Source organism: Sneathiella litorea, assembly GCF_009882915.1.
In the GTDB taxonomy this organism is placed as follows: Bacteria; Pseudomonadota; Alphaproteobacteria; order Sneathiellales; family Sneathiellaceae; genus Sneathiella; species Sneathiella litorea.
The window spans coordinates 361652-376470 of the sequence record NZ_WTUW01000002.1; the positions used below are offsets into that span (position 1 = coordinate 361652).

Consider the following 14819-nt stretch of genomic DNA (forward strand, 5'->3'; position numbering starts at 1 on the left):
AACGATGTCAAATCCGGATGACGAAAAGAAATACTGGCTGGAGGAGCCGGGAAATTTCAACAAGATATTTTACGGCGTGATCGGCCTCTGTGTCTTGATTGCCTTGCCGAAAATTCTGACCCTTCTCGATATCCTCCTGTACAAACAAGGCAGGTTTGTGCTGGCTGATTTTTTCGTGTTCTACACCTTTTTTGGCGTGCTTGGGTACGTGGTGATGATTTTTCTTGCCAAAAAGCTCCGAGCCTTTCTGATGCGGGATGAGGATTACTATGATTGAAGGCCTCAACCCCGGTTTAATCCTGATTTTAGGGGCACTCCTCGTCCCGCTTACCAGCGGCATTATCCGTTCAATCCTTATTCTGGCCTTGCCTGTCATCGCCGTGATTCATATCCACATGCTCGGTCTTGGTACCTGGGGGCATTATGAGTTTCTGGGTCTGTCCCTTGAAATCACCCGAATAGACCCCCTGTCGCGGATCTTTGGGACGATATTTTGTATCGCGGCTTTCATGGGGATGGTCTATGCCGTCCATGTCAAGGATACCATCCAACATTTTGCCGCCCTGATTTATATCGGATCGGCCATCGGCGCCGTGTTTGCCGGCGATATGATTACCCTTTTCGCCTTTTGGGAACTGACGGCGATTTCCTCTGTTTTCCTGATTTGGGCAAGCCGCACAGAACGAGCCTATCGGGCGGGAATGCGATACCTGATCATTCAAGTGACATCAGGGGTTGTCCTGCTCGGCGGGATCATTCTCTATTATCAGGATACTGGTTCTATCGCCTTTGATTACATTGGCCTTAGCAGTATTGCGGGCGGTCTGATTTTGCTCGCTTTCGGTATCAAAAGTGCCTTTCCGCTCCTTCACAACTGGGTGCAGGATGCCTATCCTGAAGCGACCGTGACGGGCACCGTAATCCTGTCCGCTTTCACGACCAAACTGGCAATCTATGCTTTAGCCCGTGCCTTTCCCGGAACCGACATCCTGATCCCGATTGGCGGTGCCATGATCATTCTACCGATTGTATATGTCGTGCTGGAGAATGATCTTCGGCGGGTCCTTGCCTATTCTCTCAACAGCCAGCTTGGCTACATGGTTATTGGTGTTGGTATCGGATCGGAACTTGCCCTCAACGGTACGGCCGCGCATGTTTTTGTACATATTATGTACAAAAGCCTTCTATTCATGTGCATGGGGGCTGTACTGTTCCGAGCGGGCACCGTCAAGGTGAGCGAACTTGGCGGACTTTATAAATCCATGCCGGTCACGACAGTGTTCTGCCTCATTGGTGCCATTTCGATCGCGGCATTCCCGCTGACTGGCGGATTTGTTTCCAAAGCCATGATCCAGTCGGCAGCCTTGAACGGAGGCTTGAATATTCTCTGGCCAGTCATGCTGTTTGCCTGCGCAGGCATAATGGATCATTCGGGCCTTAAGGTACCGTTCTTTACCTTCTTCTCTAAAGACCGTGGCATCCGGGTGCAGGAAGCACCTATAAACATGCTGATTGCCATGGGCATCGCCGCCTTTTTCTGCATCGGGATAGGCGTTTTTCCTGGCCTGTTGTTTGACCTGCTACCTTATGCCCCGACCTATGACGCCTATTCATTTGGTCATATAGTTTCAGCCTTGCAGTTATTGTTCTTCACGGTTCTCGCCTTCATGCTCCTGATCCGTTACAAGGTCTACCCGATGGAACTCAGGTCAACTGTTCTTGATTTTGACTGGTTCTATCGCGTGCCACTGAAAAGGCTGGCGTTAGCCGTTGGACGGCTAGTCTTGTTTGTTTGGAACTGGACCCTCGGCATTGCAAACAATATCGTCAATAGCGTTATTAATGTAGTGGCAAACACACACGGTAACGGCAAAGCCCTGGCGCGGACAACCTCCTCAAGCATGGCGATCATGATTATCGTCGCGGTGCTGGGTTTTGTTGTGGTGTTTTTCTACGGCTAACTTTGCCAACCTGTGCCAATATAGGCGCGATCAATTCAGGGTCACATGATCCTTGGTGACAATTCGCTTCTTGGGCATCCATCTGGTGACAGAACGACCATCAGCGGTAAACCGGACCTCTTGTTTCGCGTTCGGTGCCGCCTCAAGGTTTGACCGGCCGCCATCACGAAATGACGGAGCGGGTTGGGCAGAGTCAATACCGACGCCCGTCGATGGCAATCCTTCTTTGTAAGCAGCGGCCATATCTGCAAGTAGAATCTCTGAATTCCGTCCCCGCGCCATTGCCGAGCGGATTGCTGTATCCTTTGATAGAATAAAGTCCAGATCCGTCATGGTTTTATCCTGGACAACCGAATAAAAGGAATTGAGAAATCCCTCAACCTCGGTGCTAGGGGAAAGAGGTTTATTGATCGTCAGGTTATTTTCCATCGCCAAGAATATATCGGGCTCGATCGGTCCTGCAGCAGTCGCCAAAAATGTCGCGGGCATCAGTTTTCTCTGCTTATGTGACGCCGCATAAAGAGACTGTGCCAGGTACAGAATTCTTAAAAGAAAGGGCGTTTCAAACGCCTGGTCTGAACTCCAGCTTTGATCCTTCAACCAGCATAGAATGTCAAATGTAGAACGTGTGGCAGGGCGCATGAATTTATATCTCATAAAATATCTATGGCCCTGAATCTAAAGACGAATGGTTAATCCCCCCTTAACATTGGGAGCGCTTCGTTGGCCAAAATACAACAATTAGAGACTTTCTGATAAAACCCGCTATCTTCCACCACCTTTAGGAGTATTCAACGGTTGTATAATCATTATCCTTGCTCTATTTCAGCACAGGTATTTTTGACCAGTGGGACAATAGTTGATGGCAAAGTTCACGACATCCTTGGAGAAGATAAGTAACCCAGCACTAAGAGATCTGGTGAAGTATTGGCTGCGCCTTACCTCTTTATCGATAGTCCCCCACCGCCACCAATTTAATCCCGTCGATATTCCGCATTGTTTAAGAAATATAATTCTAGTGGATGTGGAGGCCGGAACCCCCAAATATTTCATCCGCCTGGCTGGTTCCGCTATCAATCCGGTGTATCATCGTTCAATTACTGGATGCTATCTTGAGAACGTTCTCAGCGATGAAAATCGTGCTGACATCATTGCTCAATACGATCACACGGTCACCTATCAAATCCCAACTTTCATGTTCGGTGAGATTGCAACTTCCAACGGAAGAAGCCAGCATTATGAAAGGGTCGTCCTTCCGATGACTACCGATAGTGAGACGGTTGACAAGCTATTGGTTGGACTAAATTTTTTCAATGTTAAGGCGAGCCTGATTGATCGACCTATATTCAAACTATAAGCCCGATAACAGACTTGCTCTTCCCGTTCTTCATGGAGTAGGCTAGAGAACGCAATTAGGTCAACGTCAGGAGTTACACCATGCAAATGAGCGGTGAAGAATTGATCAGCGCTTCGCGGGCGGAAGTATGGAATGCATTGAATGACCCTGAGATCCTGCGACAATCGATCCCCGGATGCCAGTCTGTTGAAAAAATAAGCGATACGGAATTCACTGCGACTGTCAAAGTCAAGGTCGGCCCTGTGTCTGCCAAATTCAAGGGTAATGTCGAACTAAGCAATATAGACGCTCCGAACGGCTATACCATTACTGGTGAGGGCAAGGGAGGGGCTGCCGGGTTTGGGAAAGGCGGCGCCGATATTTCCCTGACAGAAAGCGATAACGGCACACTTCTCGCCTATGATGTCAATGCCTCCGTTGGTGGAAAAATGGCACAAATTGGCTCGCGCCTGATTGACGGCACGGCCAAGAAACTCGCAGGGGAGTTTTTTGCCAACTTCAATAAACTCGTTAGTTCAGGCAAGGAAGAAACGGCAGTCGAGGAGCCGGTGAGTGTTACGCCACAGCCTGCAGCGGAAACATCTGTTCCGACATCAGAACCTGAAGAAGCTGCAGAGCCGGCGACACCGCCTGGAGTAGAAAAAGCGCCCTCACCCAATTGGATGCGGCCGATTATTCTGATTCCCCTCGGGATAATTGCCGCAATCATTCTTTTCTATCTTGCGGGTGATTGATACGAACACCTGAAAAAGCTTTACTGCTTTTGACGGCGCACTAGATCAGTTGAAACAATAAATTCATAAACGTTAATGTTCTGCAAACTAGTCCAACAGGTTATATCAAGTTTAATAATAATGTTAGATCAAGGGAGGAAGATCATATGACAACCGTTAGCATGACGGTGAACGGTAAACAGGTCAGCGCAGATATCGCGCCCAATACCCTGCTCGTTCAATTTATCCGCGAAAATCTCCGGCTGACCGGAACCCATGTCGGCTGTGATACCAGCCAGTGCGGCGCCTGCACCGTTCATGTTGACGGTGACAGTGTAAAAGCCTGTACAATGCTGGCGGTTCAGGCGGAGGGAGCCGATGTAACCACCATTGAAGGCCTGGCTCAAAATGGTGAGTTACATCCCATGCAAGCTGCGTTTAAGGAAAATCATGGTCTACAGTGTGGTTTTTGTACGCCCGGCATGATCATGAGCGCGGTTGACCTTGTGAAACGCAACCCGAACCCATCCGAAGAGACAATCAGGACCGAGCTTGAAGGCAACATCTGCCGATGCACGGGCTATCATAATATTGTCAAATCAGTCAAAGCAGCTGCGGAGAATATGGGAGGGTGATCAATGTCTGTCGAAAATGGAATTGGCGCCTCAGTCAGGCGTAAGGAAGACCAACGGTTTATTACGGGTAACGGCCACTATCTGGATGATATGAACAAGGTCGGGCAGGCTTATGGTTATTTCCTGCGCTCGCCTCATGCCTTTGCCAAAATCAAGAGTATCGACTTGAGCGCCGCCAAGGCGGCACCGGGTGTCGTTGATATCTTTACCGGCGCGGATATGGTCGCCGACGGGATTGGCGGATTGATCTGCGGCTGGGGTATAACCAGCAAGGATGGCTCTCCGCATAACGCACCTCCCCACAACAGCATGGCAGTGGATGCCGTAAGGCATGTTGGGGATCAAGTAGCCTTCGTGATTGCTGAAAGTCTTGAACAGGCGAAAAATGCCTCGGAGCTTATCGAGGTGGATTACGATGTTCAGACTCCCGTTACGAATATCGCCAAAGCACTTGCTCCCGGAGCTCCACAAATACATGAGGAAGCGCCTGGAAACCTCTGTTATGACTGGGAACTTGGTGATAAAGCAGCGGTGGATGCGGCCTTTGCAAATGCCGCCCATGTCTCAAAGATTGATCTTGTGAATAACCGCCTTTCACCCAACCCGATGGAGCCGCGCGCCGCCCTTGGGGAGTATGACATGGGCAGCGGTGATCTCACGCTTTATACCACGAGCCAGAACCCGCATGTCGCCCGTCTTATCATGTCGGCCTTTCTGGGGATTGCCCCGGAAAACAAACTCCGTGTCGTAGCACCGGATGTTGGTGGTGGGTTCGGCAGCAAGATCTTTGTCTATGCCGAGGAAACGACAACCATCTGGGCCGCCCGGAAAATTAACCGTCCGGTCAAATGGACGGCGGATCGATCCGAAGCGTTCCTCACCGATGCCCATGGCCGAGATCATGTAACCCATGCGGAACTTGCCATGGATAACGACGGTAAGATCCTCGCGTTCAGGGTATCGACCCAGGCGAATATGGGCGCCTATCTCTCGACCTTTGCCTCCGCCGTACCTACTTATCTTTATGGCACACTCCTGAGTGGTCAGTATAAAATCCCGAGTATTTACGTCGAAGTGCAGGCAGGTTTCACCAACACCACACCTGTGGATGCCTATCGCGGGGCGGGACGCCCGGAAGCGACATATGTTGTTGAAAGGATGATGGAAACAGCCGCGCGGGATTTGGGGATGGATCCAACAGAATTCCGGCTTAAGAACTTTATCCAGCCGGATGCCTATCCTTATGAAACGCCGGTCATCATGACCTATGACTCAGGTGATTATCCGCTTGCCATGAATATGGCGAAGGACATGATCGACTATTCTGGCTTTGCTGCCCGCAAGGCGCAGTCGGAAGCCAATGGCAAGATCCGGGGCATTGGTACCGCCGCCTATATTGAGGCGTGCGGCATTGCGCCGTCTGCCGCTGTTGGCTCCCTCGGGGCTGGCGTTGGTCTATGGGAATCGGCGGAGGTCCGCTTTAACCCGACAGGCAGCGTAACTGTCTTTACCGGTAGCCATAGCCATGGTCAGGGACATGAGACGACGTTCGCCCAGATCATCGCTGACAAGCTCGGCGTTCCTATCGAAAGCGTTGAGGTTGTGCATGGTGACACCAGCAAGGTACCCTTCGGCATGGGCACTTATGGATCGCGCTCTCTTGCTGTCGGCGGATCGGCCATCGTCAAGGCGGTCGACAAGATCGTTGAAAAATCGAAGAAGATTGCCGCCCACCTCATGGAAGCCTCAGTCGAGGATATCGAGCATGATCATGGCGTCTTCTCGGTCGCCGGAACGGATAAGCAAATGACCATGGGCGAGATTGCTTTTGCCGCCTATGTGCCACATAACTATCCGGCCGATCTGGAACCCGGCATGGCGGAAAATGCCTTTTATGATCCGCTCAACTTCACTTTCCCGGCAGGAACCCACATCGCAGAGGTGGAGATTGATCCGTCAACCGGCATTGTCGATATTGTCGACTGGGCGGCCGTGGATGATTTCGGCAATGTCATCAATCCGATGATCGTTGAAGGACAGGTTCACGGGGGCGTCGCACAAGGCGTCGGCCAGGCTCTTCTGGAAGGAGTTATCTATGATGAAGAGAGTGGGCAGTTGCTGACTGGCTCATACATGGATTACTGCATGCCACGGGCCGACGATTTGCCGAATTTCCGCGTGGCAACGACGAACACTCCCTGCCCTAGCAATCCACTGGGGGTAAAAGGGTGCGGCGAGGCTGGCGCGATTGCGGCTCCGGCCGCACTCATGAACGCCATCGTCAATGCGTTGGGTAAGGACATCAATATGCCGGCAACGCCTGAAAAGGTCTGGCGTGCCATCAACAACAATTAAGAAGGGACACACCCATGTATTCATTCGATTATGAACGCCCTTCGGGGATTAACGAGGCCGTCTCTGCCATCGGCGAAGATGACAAGTTCCTGGCCGGTGGCCAGACATTGCTGCCGACCCTCAAACTCCGTCTCGCCCAGGCCGACAAGCTTGTTGACCTTGGCGGAATTGCCGAGCTTAAAGGCATCAGCGTCAATGATTCCGAGGTTACTATCGGCGCTATGACCCGCCATGTGGATGTTGCCGACTCGGCAGACGTCAAATCCGCTATTCCAGCACTCAGCTTTCTTGCCAGCCATATCGGCGATGCTCAGGTAAGAAATCGGGGTACGATCGGCGGATCGATTTCCAACAACGACCCGGCGGCGGATTATCCGGCAGCTTTGCTTGGTCTTGGCGCGACTGTGCATACCAACAAAAGAAGCATTTCGGCAGATGATTTCTTTGTCGATCTTTTTGAGACGGCATTGGAAGAAGATGAACTGGTAACCAAAGTCACCTTCCCTATTCCAGAAAAAGCAGGCTATGCCAAGTTCCCCAACCCGGCGTCGCGATATGCCCTGACAGGCGTGTTCGTCGCTAAAACGGCAAATGGCGTGCGTGTAGCGGTCACCGGCGCAGGGACTTGCGTCTTCCGTCAGACGGATATGGAAGCCGCCCTGTCGAGCAATTTTGCAGCGGATGCAATATCCGGCATCAAAACTGAATCTTCAGGCCTGAGCGCGGATATTCATGCTTCCGCTGAATACCGGGCTAACCTGATTTCGGTTATGGCGGCCCGGGCGGTTAAAGCCGCGTCGTAATTTGCCCCTCTGTGCAGATCGCTTAAAAGGGGAAGTTTTGGCTTCCCCTTTCGTATTTTTAACCTATTTTCCGTTTTCGGGACCGAAACTCCGGCGCAATCAGGATTAAGCCAAAGAAGGGAAATCCGACGAAAATGAATAACGTCCAGCCTCAATCCATCGACGCCGTTCAGGAATTGCTACAGAACGCCAACTACGTGGCGGACCGGAGTCTTGCGACGGTCCTGTTCCTTTCTCTAAAAATGGGCCGTCCGCTCTTTCTGGAGGGAGAAGCAGGAGTTGGCAAGACGGAGATCGCTAAAGTGCTCGCGGAACAGTTGAACCGGCCGCTGATCCGCCTGCAATGCTATGAAGGACTGGATGTCAGTTCCGCTGTCTATGAATGGGATTACGCCCGGCAAATGATCGAAATCCGTCTTGCCGAAGCGACAGAAACTGCCGACCGGGAGCGGCTCAGCAGTGATATCTTCTCTGAGAAATTCCTCATCAAGCGCCCCCTCTTGAAAGCGCTAGAAAGCAATGTTGGTGGTGCGCCTGTCCTATTGATTGATGAACTAGACCGGACCGATGAGCCGTTCGAGGCGTTTCTCCTTGAAGTTCTGTCTGATTTCCAGATTACCATCCCGGAATTCGGCACCGTGAAAGCAAAGGAACCACCAATCGTCATCATTACGTCCAACCGGACGCGAGAAATCCATGATGCGCTGAAACGTCGCTGTCTGTATCACTGGGTCGATTATCCGGATGCCATCCGCGAAAAAGAGATCATCACGCGGAAACTACCTGGCGTTAGTGAACGTTTGTCGGAACAGATTGTTCTTTTTATTCAGGAGCTCAGAAAAGATCCAAACCTATTCAAGCTGCCGGGCGTTGCGGAGACGCTGGACTGGACGAATGCGTTGAAGGAGCTTGATATCATCTCGCTTGACCCCGATGTCATCAATGACACACTGGGTGTCCTTTTGAAGTACCAAGATGATATTGTCAAAGTTCAGGGCAGTGAAGCGGCGAATATTATTAAAAAAATCAATGCCGAAATTGAGACAAGATGACTGACGCCTCAACACAGACTGGTGGCACTTTCGCGGAAAACATCATGCATTTTGCGCGAACCCTTCGCCGTGCAGGTCTTCCTGTCGGTCCCGGCCGTGTGATTGAGGCAATCCGCGCCGTTGAAGTAGCAGGCATCCGCCGACGGGATGACTTTTACTGGACGCTTCATTCCGTCTTCGTCAATCGCCGCGATCAATGGGATATTTTCGACCAGGCCTTTCACGTTTTCTGGCGCAATCCGGAACTCCTCAAGAAAATGATGGATATGATGCTGCCGACAACCTTTCTCGACAGCACCAAACGCGATGACCAACCTGAGTTAAGTCGCCGTCTTTCAGAGGCATTGGCCCCATCACCAGCCCCCGATTCCGATCAGGAAAGCGATGAGGAAGAGATCGAGATAAACGCAACCCTCACAGCTTCGGATAACGAACTTCTTCAATCAAAGGATTTCGAAAGCATGAGTGCCGAAGAAATGGCGGAAGCCAAGAAGGCAATGGCAACCATGCGGCTCCCCATCATGGAGGTGAAAACCCGACGGCAACGCGCGGATTTTCATGGCGGCGTGATCGACATGCGCCGGACGTTGCGCGCCAGCCTTCGAAGCGGCGGGGCCAGTATTCCCCTTCGCTTCAAGTCTAACGTGACACGACACCCCCCACTGGTCGTCCTCTGCGATATTTCTGGCTCAATGACACAATACAGCCGGATGCTCCTGCATTTCATGCATGCTCTCACAAATGACCGCGATCGCGTCCATACATTTGCTTTTGGCACACGGCTTACTAATATAACAAGATATATGCGCTATCGTGACGTGGATGCCGCACTGGACGTCATCAGCGAGAAGGTTGAAGACTGGTCCGGTGGCACGCGCATTGGCGCCACGATCAAGGAGTTCAACAAGTTCTGGTCTCGACGCGTGTTAGGTCAAGGGGCTGTTGTCCTGCTTATATCCGATGGGCTGGACCGAGACGCGGGAGAAGGATTGGGTATTGAAATGGAGCGGTTGCATAAATCCTGCCGGCAGTTAATTTGGCTGAACCCGTTACTGCGATATCAGGGTTTTGAGCCACGTTCAAAAGGTGTAAAGGCGATCCTGCCGCATGTCGACCAGTTTCGCACCGTTCACAACTTGAACAGCCTGAAAGAACTCGCCGACATCCTGTCTCAACCAATGGGCGCGCAACCTGAAAAAAGGAGTTTTGCTGCATGACTGATGTCAAATCCACCCTGCCCGCTGAGGATATACTCTACCAAGCCCTCAATTGGAAGAAGGATGGCCGTGAAGTTGCCCTTGCCACCGTCATCAACACCTGGGGCTCTGCGCCCCGCCCCGCCGGTAGCCAGCTCGCCATCGATGAAACCGGCCAGATGGTCGGCTCAGTCAGCGGTGGCTGTGTTGAAGGCGCGGTTATTCAGGAAGCCCTTGAGATCTTGAAAAGCGGGCAACCGAAAACACTTGAATTTGGCGTCAGTAATGATGAAGCCTGGGAAGTCGGGCTTGCCTGCGGTGGTAAAATCAATGTGTTCGTTGAAAAACTCGACTAAGGCAAAGCAATGAAAACCGCTCTCCTCGAAGAACTCCAACTGGCGCGCACGGAAAAACGTCAGGTCGTTCTTGCCACCAATTTAAAGTCCGGAGATCAAGAACTTTTATATCCATTTGATATTGAAGGTAATTCTGATTTCGTAGAAGCGGCCAGAAACGCCCTCAGAAGCGATAAACCCGCCACTATCGAAACTGAAGACGGGCCGGTTTTTTTGAATATTTTCAACCCGCCCCTCCGCCTTTTTATTGTTGGTGCGGTGCATATCGCGCAGGCGCTTGTTCCCATGGCCGCAAGTGCAGATTATGAAGTCACAGTGATTGATCCACGGCGTAGTTTTGGATCCAGCTTCCGCTTCCCAAACGTGACGCTTGATAATCGCTGGCCCGATGAATCCCTTGAGGAATTGCGTCCAGATCGACGCTCCGCCATTGTCACATTGACGCATGATGCAAAATTGGACGACCCTGCTCTGCAATACGCCCTTAAATCTGACGCCTTCTATATTGGCGCTCTGGGCAGTGGCCGAACCCATGCAAAAAGACAACAACGGTTAATGTCCGCTGGCTTTTCGGATTCTGATTTCAATCGTATTCACGGCCCGATCGGACTCGATATTGGCGCTAAATCGCCAGCGGAAATCGCTATCTCCATTATGGCGGAGATTATTGCGGTTCTCCGCCGGAAGGAGGTAAAATGAACTTCGGCCGCTTAGCTGTAGAAAAAGCAGAGGGTGTTGTTCTTGCCCATGCGGTGGAGATTGCTCCGGGCAAGCTGCTGAGAAAAGGGCATGTCCTCACTGAGACAGACATAGATGCCCTTAAAAACAATGGGGTAGAAACCATTCTTGGTGCAAAAATTGATGAAACTGATATGTCCGAGGATACCGCCGCCGCAACGGTCGCGGCACCTCTCGCCGGCGCCAATGTAATCGTCAAGCCTCCCTTCACCGGCCGCGCCAACCTGTTCGCGGAAACACGCGGGATAGCCGTCATTAACGAGGCACAAATAAAAACGCTCAATCACATTGACGAGACAATTACTATTGCAACGGTCAAGGGTTACGAGTTGGTGGAGACCAACCAGATGCTGGCAACCGTGAAGATTATTCCCTTCGCGGCACCAAAAGACAAGGTTGAAAAGGTTCTGTCCTGCATTCAGAATATCCCTCAGCCTATTGTTTCTATTCATCCTTTCGTCAAGAAAAAGATTGGCGTGATCTCGACGATACTGCCAAACACAAAGGAAAAAGTAATCGCGAAATCGGAAAGGATCATGGCCGATCGTCTGGAACGGTGTGACAACCGGATTGATGTCAGCCAACGCTGCGACCATCATGAGGAGGCTCTTGCCAAGACCATAACGACGCTTGATAAGGAAGGATGCGACTTTATCCTGATATTCGGTGCCTCTGCCATTACGGACCGGAATGATGTCATACCGGCGGCCATTAAGCAGGTAGGCGGTGAGATTGATCATTTCGGCATGCCGGTTGACCCTGGCAACCTTCTCCTCCTTGGGCGTTTGCGCGAAAAACTTGTTATCGGCCTGCCAGGCTGCACCCGTTCTCCAAAACTGAACGGGTTTGACTTTGTCCTCGATCGTCTACTTGCGGATATTCCTGTCACCGCGTCGGATATCATGGATATGGGCGCCGGGGGCCTGCTAAAGGAAATCCCGAGCCGGCCGCAACCGCGCAATCAGGAAAGAAAGACGACGGCGGCGCAAGGGAAGTCGGTTGCCGTCCTTATCCTCGCAGCGGGCCAATCCCGGCGTATGGGCAGGAAAAATAAACTGCTCGCGGAAATTGACGGGAAAGCCATGCTTTACCATACGGCGGAAACAGCCCTCAAATCGAAGGCAGCGAGCGTATTCGGCGTGACAGGTCATGAACAAGAAAAGATTGAAGCTCTTTTTAGCGAACTCGGGATCAAGTCATTTCACAATCCGGACTACGCACAGGGTCTGAGCGGCAGCCTTAAAACCGGGTTTCGCGCCCTTGCCGATGATTTCGACGGGGTCCTGATTTGCCTCGGCGATATGCCTCTTGTGAGCGTAAACCTGTTCAACGCTCTGATCGACGCCTTCGATGTGGAGGAAGGCCGGACGATTATCGTTCCAACTTTTCAGGGTAAACGCGGCAATCCCGTTCTTATTAGTAGCCAGTATAAAACTGATATTCTCACCCTGACAGGCGATATCGGGGCAAAGGCCCTGATTGCGGAGAATGAATCTCATGTCTTCAATGTCGAGGCTGATAAAGACAGTATTTTTACAGACATCGATACACCAGAGGCCCTAATCGCCCTCCAACAAGCGTGAGTAAGTAACGTGATCGATGAGCTATATCAGAAGAATTTGCTGCGCCTTGCCGCCAACGCCACCGGCGACGGAACACTAGAAAGCCCGGATGCGGAAGAAACGCTGGATAACCCCACCTGCGGCGACCGGATTACCATACAAATCCGACTGAAAGACAATGAAATTAGTGAGTTAAATCACCAAAATCGTTCCTGCATGCTGTGTCAGGCGTCCGCCTCCCTGATTGGCAAATATGCCATCGGCAAAAGGCTCGAGGATATTCTGGAAACGCGCCAAATTCTGCAATCCATGTTGCACGGAACGTCTCTTCAGGATACATCGGAGTGGCAAGAACTAGAATATTTCGATGTTGTCTCGCTCCACAAGAGCCGTCATCATTGTGTCCTCCTTCCCTTTGACGCCTTGATCCGAGCGTTAGAGGCTGCGAAAAAGAAAGTCTGAGATGCGCCGTAAAAACCCAAAAATAAAAAACCTGCCAGACCTTCCTTCCCCCTGCACCGGAATTTGCAGCATGGATATGCAAAATCTCTATTGCCGGGGTTGCTTTCGCACAAGAAATGAAATTGGCGGCTGGGTTTTGATGAGCAATGTTGAAAAGCTGGACGTCCTGAAAGAGATACGGCAACGGCGCCGGGAATCACGACAAACGGAAAAATTGCCATAATTTTGCCTACTTCCCCCCGCTAAATGCAAGCGTCGTTAATTTCAATGTAAGCTTGCTTTCGAGTAATGGGGGCATAAATGTATTTGAAAACCCTGAGCATTCTGACGGTTTCCTTTCTGTCTCTGCTGTTTCTTGTGATGGCGACTTTCATGCCTGCGACAACAACTCTTGTCGCCTCTTCCGACAATGACCCCGAGACAAAATGTCTGGCCCAGGCAGTATATTTCGAGGCACGCGGCGAACCTTTCAGCGGCCAAGTCGCGGTGGCTCAGGTTGTCCATAACCGCGTTGCGGCAAAAGATATGTCCTATTGCAAAGTAGTTTTTGAAGGTAGCTCGCGGCGAAATGCCTGCCAGTTCTCCTTTGCCTGCGATGGCAAATCAGATACAGCCACAGATGAAGTTTCCTGGCAACGCGCCCTGATGGTGGCGAGCCTTGTTAGAAGCGGCAATATGCGCGATCTCTCCGGCGACGCCACCTTTTACCACGCAACCTATGTCTCCCCTGTCTGGTCAAAAAGCCTGAAGAAGACCGCAAATATTGGAAACCACATTTTTTATCGGAAAATGTAACTTTCCATTCCGGCCCTGCACATAAATTCTGTAAAAACCGGCTCGAGTTGCTTTTTACAGACCTTTTCGCGTGATCACACGACACTGTGATTTAGACTAACTATGTTACGATTTATCCATTTCGTAATCCCCGTCATATGCTGAAATGCCGAATTGTGCTCTATATTAAATTTGCATCTGTATCGAACTGATATATATTGGTTCGTAATACTGGAACTCAATTTTCAGATTTAAACGTGAGCGCGTTTCTCAAAATTTTACATAAGTAATCGGAATAAATGGATATTCGCACTTTATGTCTTGGTATTCTCACGATGGGAGATGCCACTGGCTATGAAATCAAAAAAACCTTTGAAGACCGGCTGGATCTCATTTTCCATGCCAGTTACGGGTCGATTTACCCAGCTCTCAACAAGCTGACGGAAGAAGGGCTCGTATCCTGCCGCGAGCTCAGTCAGGTAAAGCGACCTGATAAAAAAATCTATTCCATTACGGCGAGCGGACGCTACCAGTTTATCGATGCAATCATGAAAAGGCCCGCAGCTGACAGATTCAGGTCTGAGTTTCTCGCAGTCCTGATGTTCGCGCATCTTTTGCCCGCATCAAAAATTTCGGAACTTATTGACGAAAGAATAAGTGACCGTGCCCAGAAAATTGAAAACCTGGACAATGAATGCGATTCAAAATTAACTGACAGAGAGAAATTTCTCTGTAACTTTGGTCGCACAATATATCAGGCAGAAATCGATTATTTAAAGGATTACAGGCATTTATTAGAATCAGATGCGCTAATGGATAGTCGCGCCGCTGACTAATACAACGTTAAACATGCTC

General features: G+C 50.8%; 17 protein-coding genes. 16 read left to right on the top strand and 1 reads right to left on the bottom strand.

Translation table 11 applies throughout. The features are described from left to right. Positions 1-4: 4 nt before the first annotated feature. Both GQE98_RS08005 and GQE98_RS08010 read left to right on the top strand, forming a co-directional pair. On the top strand, positions 5-277 hold the full coding sequence (locus GQE98_RS08005; protein WP_161315140.1) for a hypothetical protein: 273 nt from the start codon (positions 5-7) through the stop codon (positions 275-277). Further along, entirely contained in the window at positions 270-1961 is a 1692-nt protein-coding gene (locus GQE98_RS08010; protein WP_161315141.1) for a Na(+)/H(+) antiporter subunit D, read from the top strand. The genes GQE98_RS08005 and GQE98_RS08010 overlap by 8 nt, the downstream gene beginning before the upstream one ends. A gap of 30 nt (positions 1962-1991) precedes the next feature. Here GQE98_RS08010 and GQE98_RS08015 read toward each other — a convergent pair whose 3' ends face one another. Then, positions 1992-2603, bottom strand: a complete 612-nt coding sequence (locus GQE98_RS08015; protein ID WP_246157248.1) for a hypothetical protein — start codon at positions 2601-2603, stop codon at positions 1992-1994. Between the two features lie 220 nt (positions 2604-2823). Here GQE98_RS08015 and GQE98_RS08020 point away from each other — a divergent pair, with 220 nt between their 5' ends. From GQE98_RS08020 to GQE98_RS08085, 14 genes are all read left to right on the top strand, one after another. Beyond that, a complete protein-coding gene (locus GQE98_RS08020; RefSeq protein ID WP_161315143.1) occupies positions 2824-3318 on the top strand; it encodes a PAS domain-containing protein in 495 nt (164 codons plus the stop codon). A gap of 80 nt (positions 3319-3398) precedes the next feature. Beyond that, positions 3399-4052 carry an SRPBCC family protein gene (locus GQE98_RS08025; protein WP_161315144.1) on the top strand — a complete coding sequence of 218 codons (654 nt, stop codon included), beginning with the start codon at positions 3399-3401 and terminating at the stop codon, positions 4050-4052. Between the two features lie 146 nt (positions 4053-4198). Continuing rightward, on the top strand, positions 4199-4666 hold the full coding sequence (locus tag GQE98_RS08030; protein ID WP_161315145.1) for a (2Fe-2S)-binding protein: 468 nt from the start codon (positions 4199-4201) through the stop codon (positions 4664-4666). A 3-nt stretch (positions 4667-4669) separates the two neighbouring features. After that, positions 4670-7021, top strand: a complete 2352-nt coding sequence (locus tag GQE98_RS08035) for a xanthine dehydrogenase family protein molybdopterin-binding subunit (protein WP_161315146.1) — start codon at positions 4670-4672, stop codon at positions 7019-7021. Positions 7022-7035: 14 nt separating this feature from the next. Further along, the gene (locus GQE98_RS08040) at positions 7036-7824 is read left to right on the top strand and encodes an FAD binding domain-containing protein (RefSeq protein ID WP_161315147.1); all 789 of its coding nucleotides are present in this window, start codon (positions 7036-7038) and stop codon (positions 7822-7824) included. Between the two features lie 134 nt (positions 7825-7958). Further along, entirely contained in the window at positions 7959-8876 is a 918-nt protein-coding gene (locus GQE98_RS08045; RefSeq protein WP_161315148.1) for an AAA family ATPase, read from the top strand. Continuing rightward, the gene (locus tag GQE98_RS08050) at positions 8873-10093 is read left to right on the top strand and encodes a vWA domain-containing protein (RefSeq protein WP_161315149.1); all 1221 of its coding nucleotides are present in this window, start codon (positions 8873-8875) and stop codon (positions 10091-10093) included. The genes GQE98_RS08045 and GQE98_RS08050 overlap by 4 nt, the downstream gene beginning before the upstream one ends. Continuing rightward, positions 10090-10428 carry an XdhC family protein gene (locus GQE98_RS08055; RefSeq protein WP_161315150.1) on the top strand — a complete coding sequence of 113 codons (339 nt, stop codon included), beginning with the start codon at positions 10090-10092 and terminating at the stop codon, positions 10426-10428. The genes GQE98_RS08050 and GQE98_RS08055 overlap by 4 nt, the downstream gene beginning before the upstream one ends. A 9-nt stretch (positions 10429-10437) precedes the next feature. Continuing rightward, the gene (locus tag GQE98_RS08060) at positions 10438-11127 is read left to right on the top strand and encodes an XdhC family protein (protein ID WP_161315151.1); all 690 of its coding nucleotides are present in this window, start codon (positions 10438-10440) and stop codon (positions 11125-11127) included. Further along, the gene (locus GQE98_RS08065; protein ID WP_161315152.1) at positions 11124-12749 is read left to right on the top strand and encodes an NTP transferase domain-containing protein; all 1626 of its coding nucleotides are present in this window, start codon (positions 11124-11126) and stop codon (positions 12747-12749) included. The genes GQE98_RS08060 and GQE98_RS08065 overlap by 4 nt, the downstream gene beginning before the upstream one ends. A 9-nt stretch (positions 12750-12758) precedes the next feature. Beyond that, the gene (locus GQE98_RS08070; RefSeq protein ID WP_161315153.1) at positions 12759-13190 is read left to right on the top strand and encodes an iron-sulfur cluster assembly scaffold protein; all 432 of its coding nucleotides are present in this window, start codon (positions 12759-12761) and stop codon (positions 13188-13190) included. 1 nt (position 13191) lies between these two features. Continuing rightward, positions 13192-13413 carry a DUF1289 domain-containing protein gene (locus GQE98_RS08075; protein ID WP_161315154.1) on the top strand — a complete coding sequence of 74 codons (222 nt, stop codon included), beginning with the start codon at positions 13192-13194 and terminating at the stop codon, positions 13411-13413. A 77-nt stretch (positions 13414-13490) separates the two neighbouring features. Further along, positions 13491-13985 (top strand): cell wall hydrolase, encoded by a 495-nt coding sequence (locus tag GQE98_RS08080; protein ID WP_161315155.1) that lies wholly within the window; start codon positions 13491-13493, stop codon positions 13983-13985. A gap of 278 nt (positions 13986-14263) precedes the next feature. Next, on the top strand, positions 14264-14800 hold the full coding sequence (locus tag GQE98_RS08085) for a PadR family transcriptional regulator (RefSeq protein WP_161315156.1): 537 nt from the start codon (positions 14264-14266) through the stop codon (positions 14798-14800). Positions 14801-14819 lie beyond the last annotated feature (19 nt).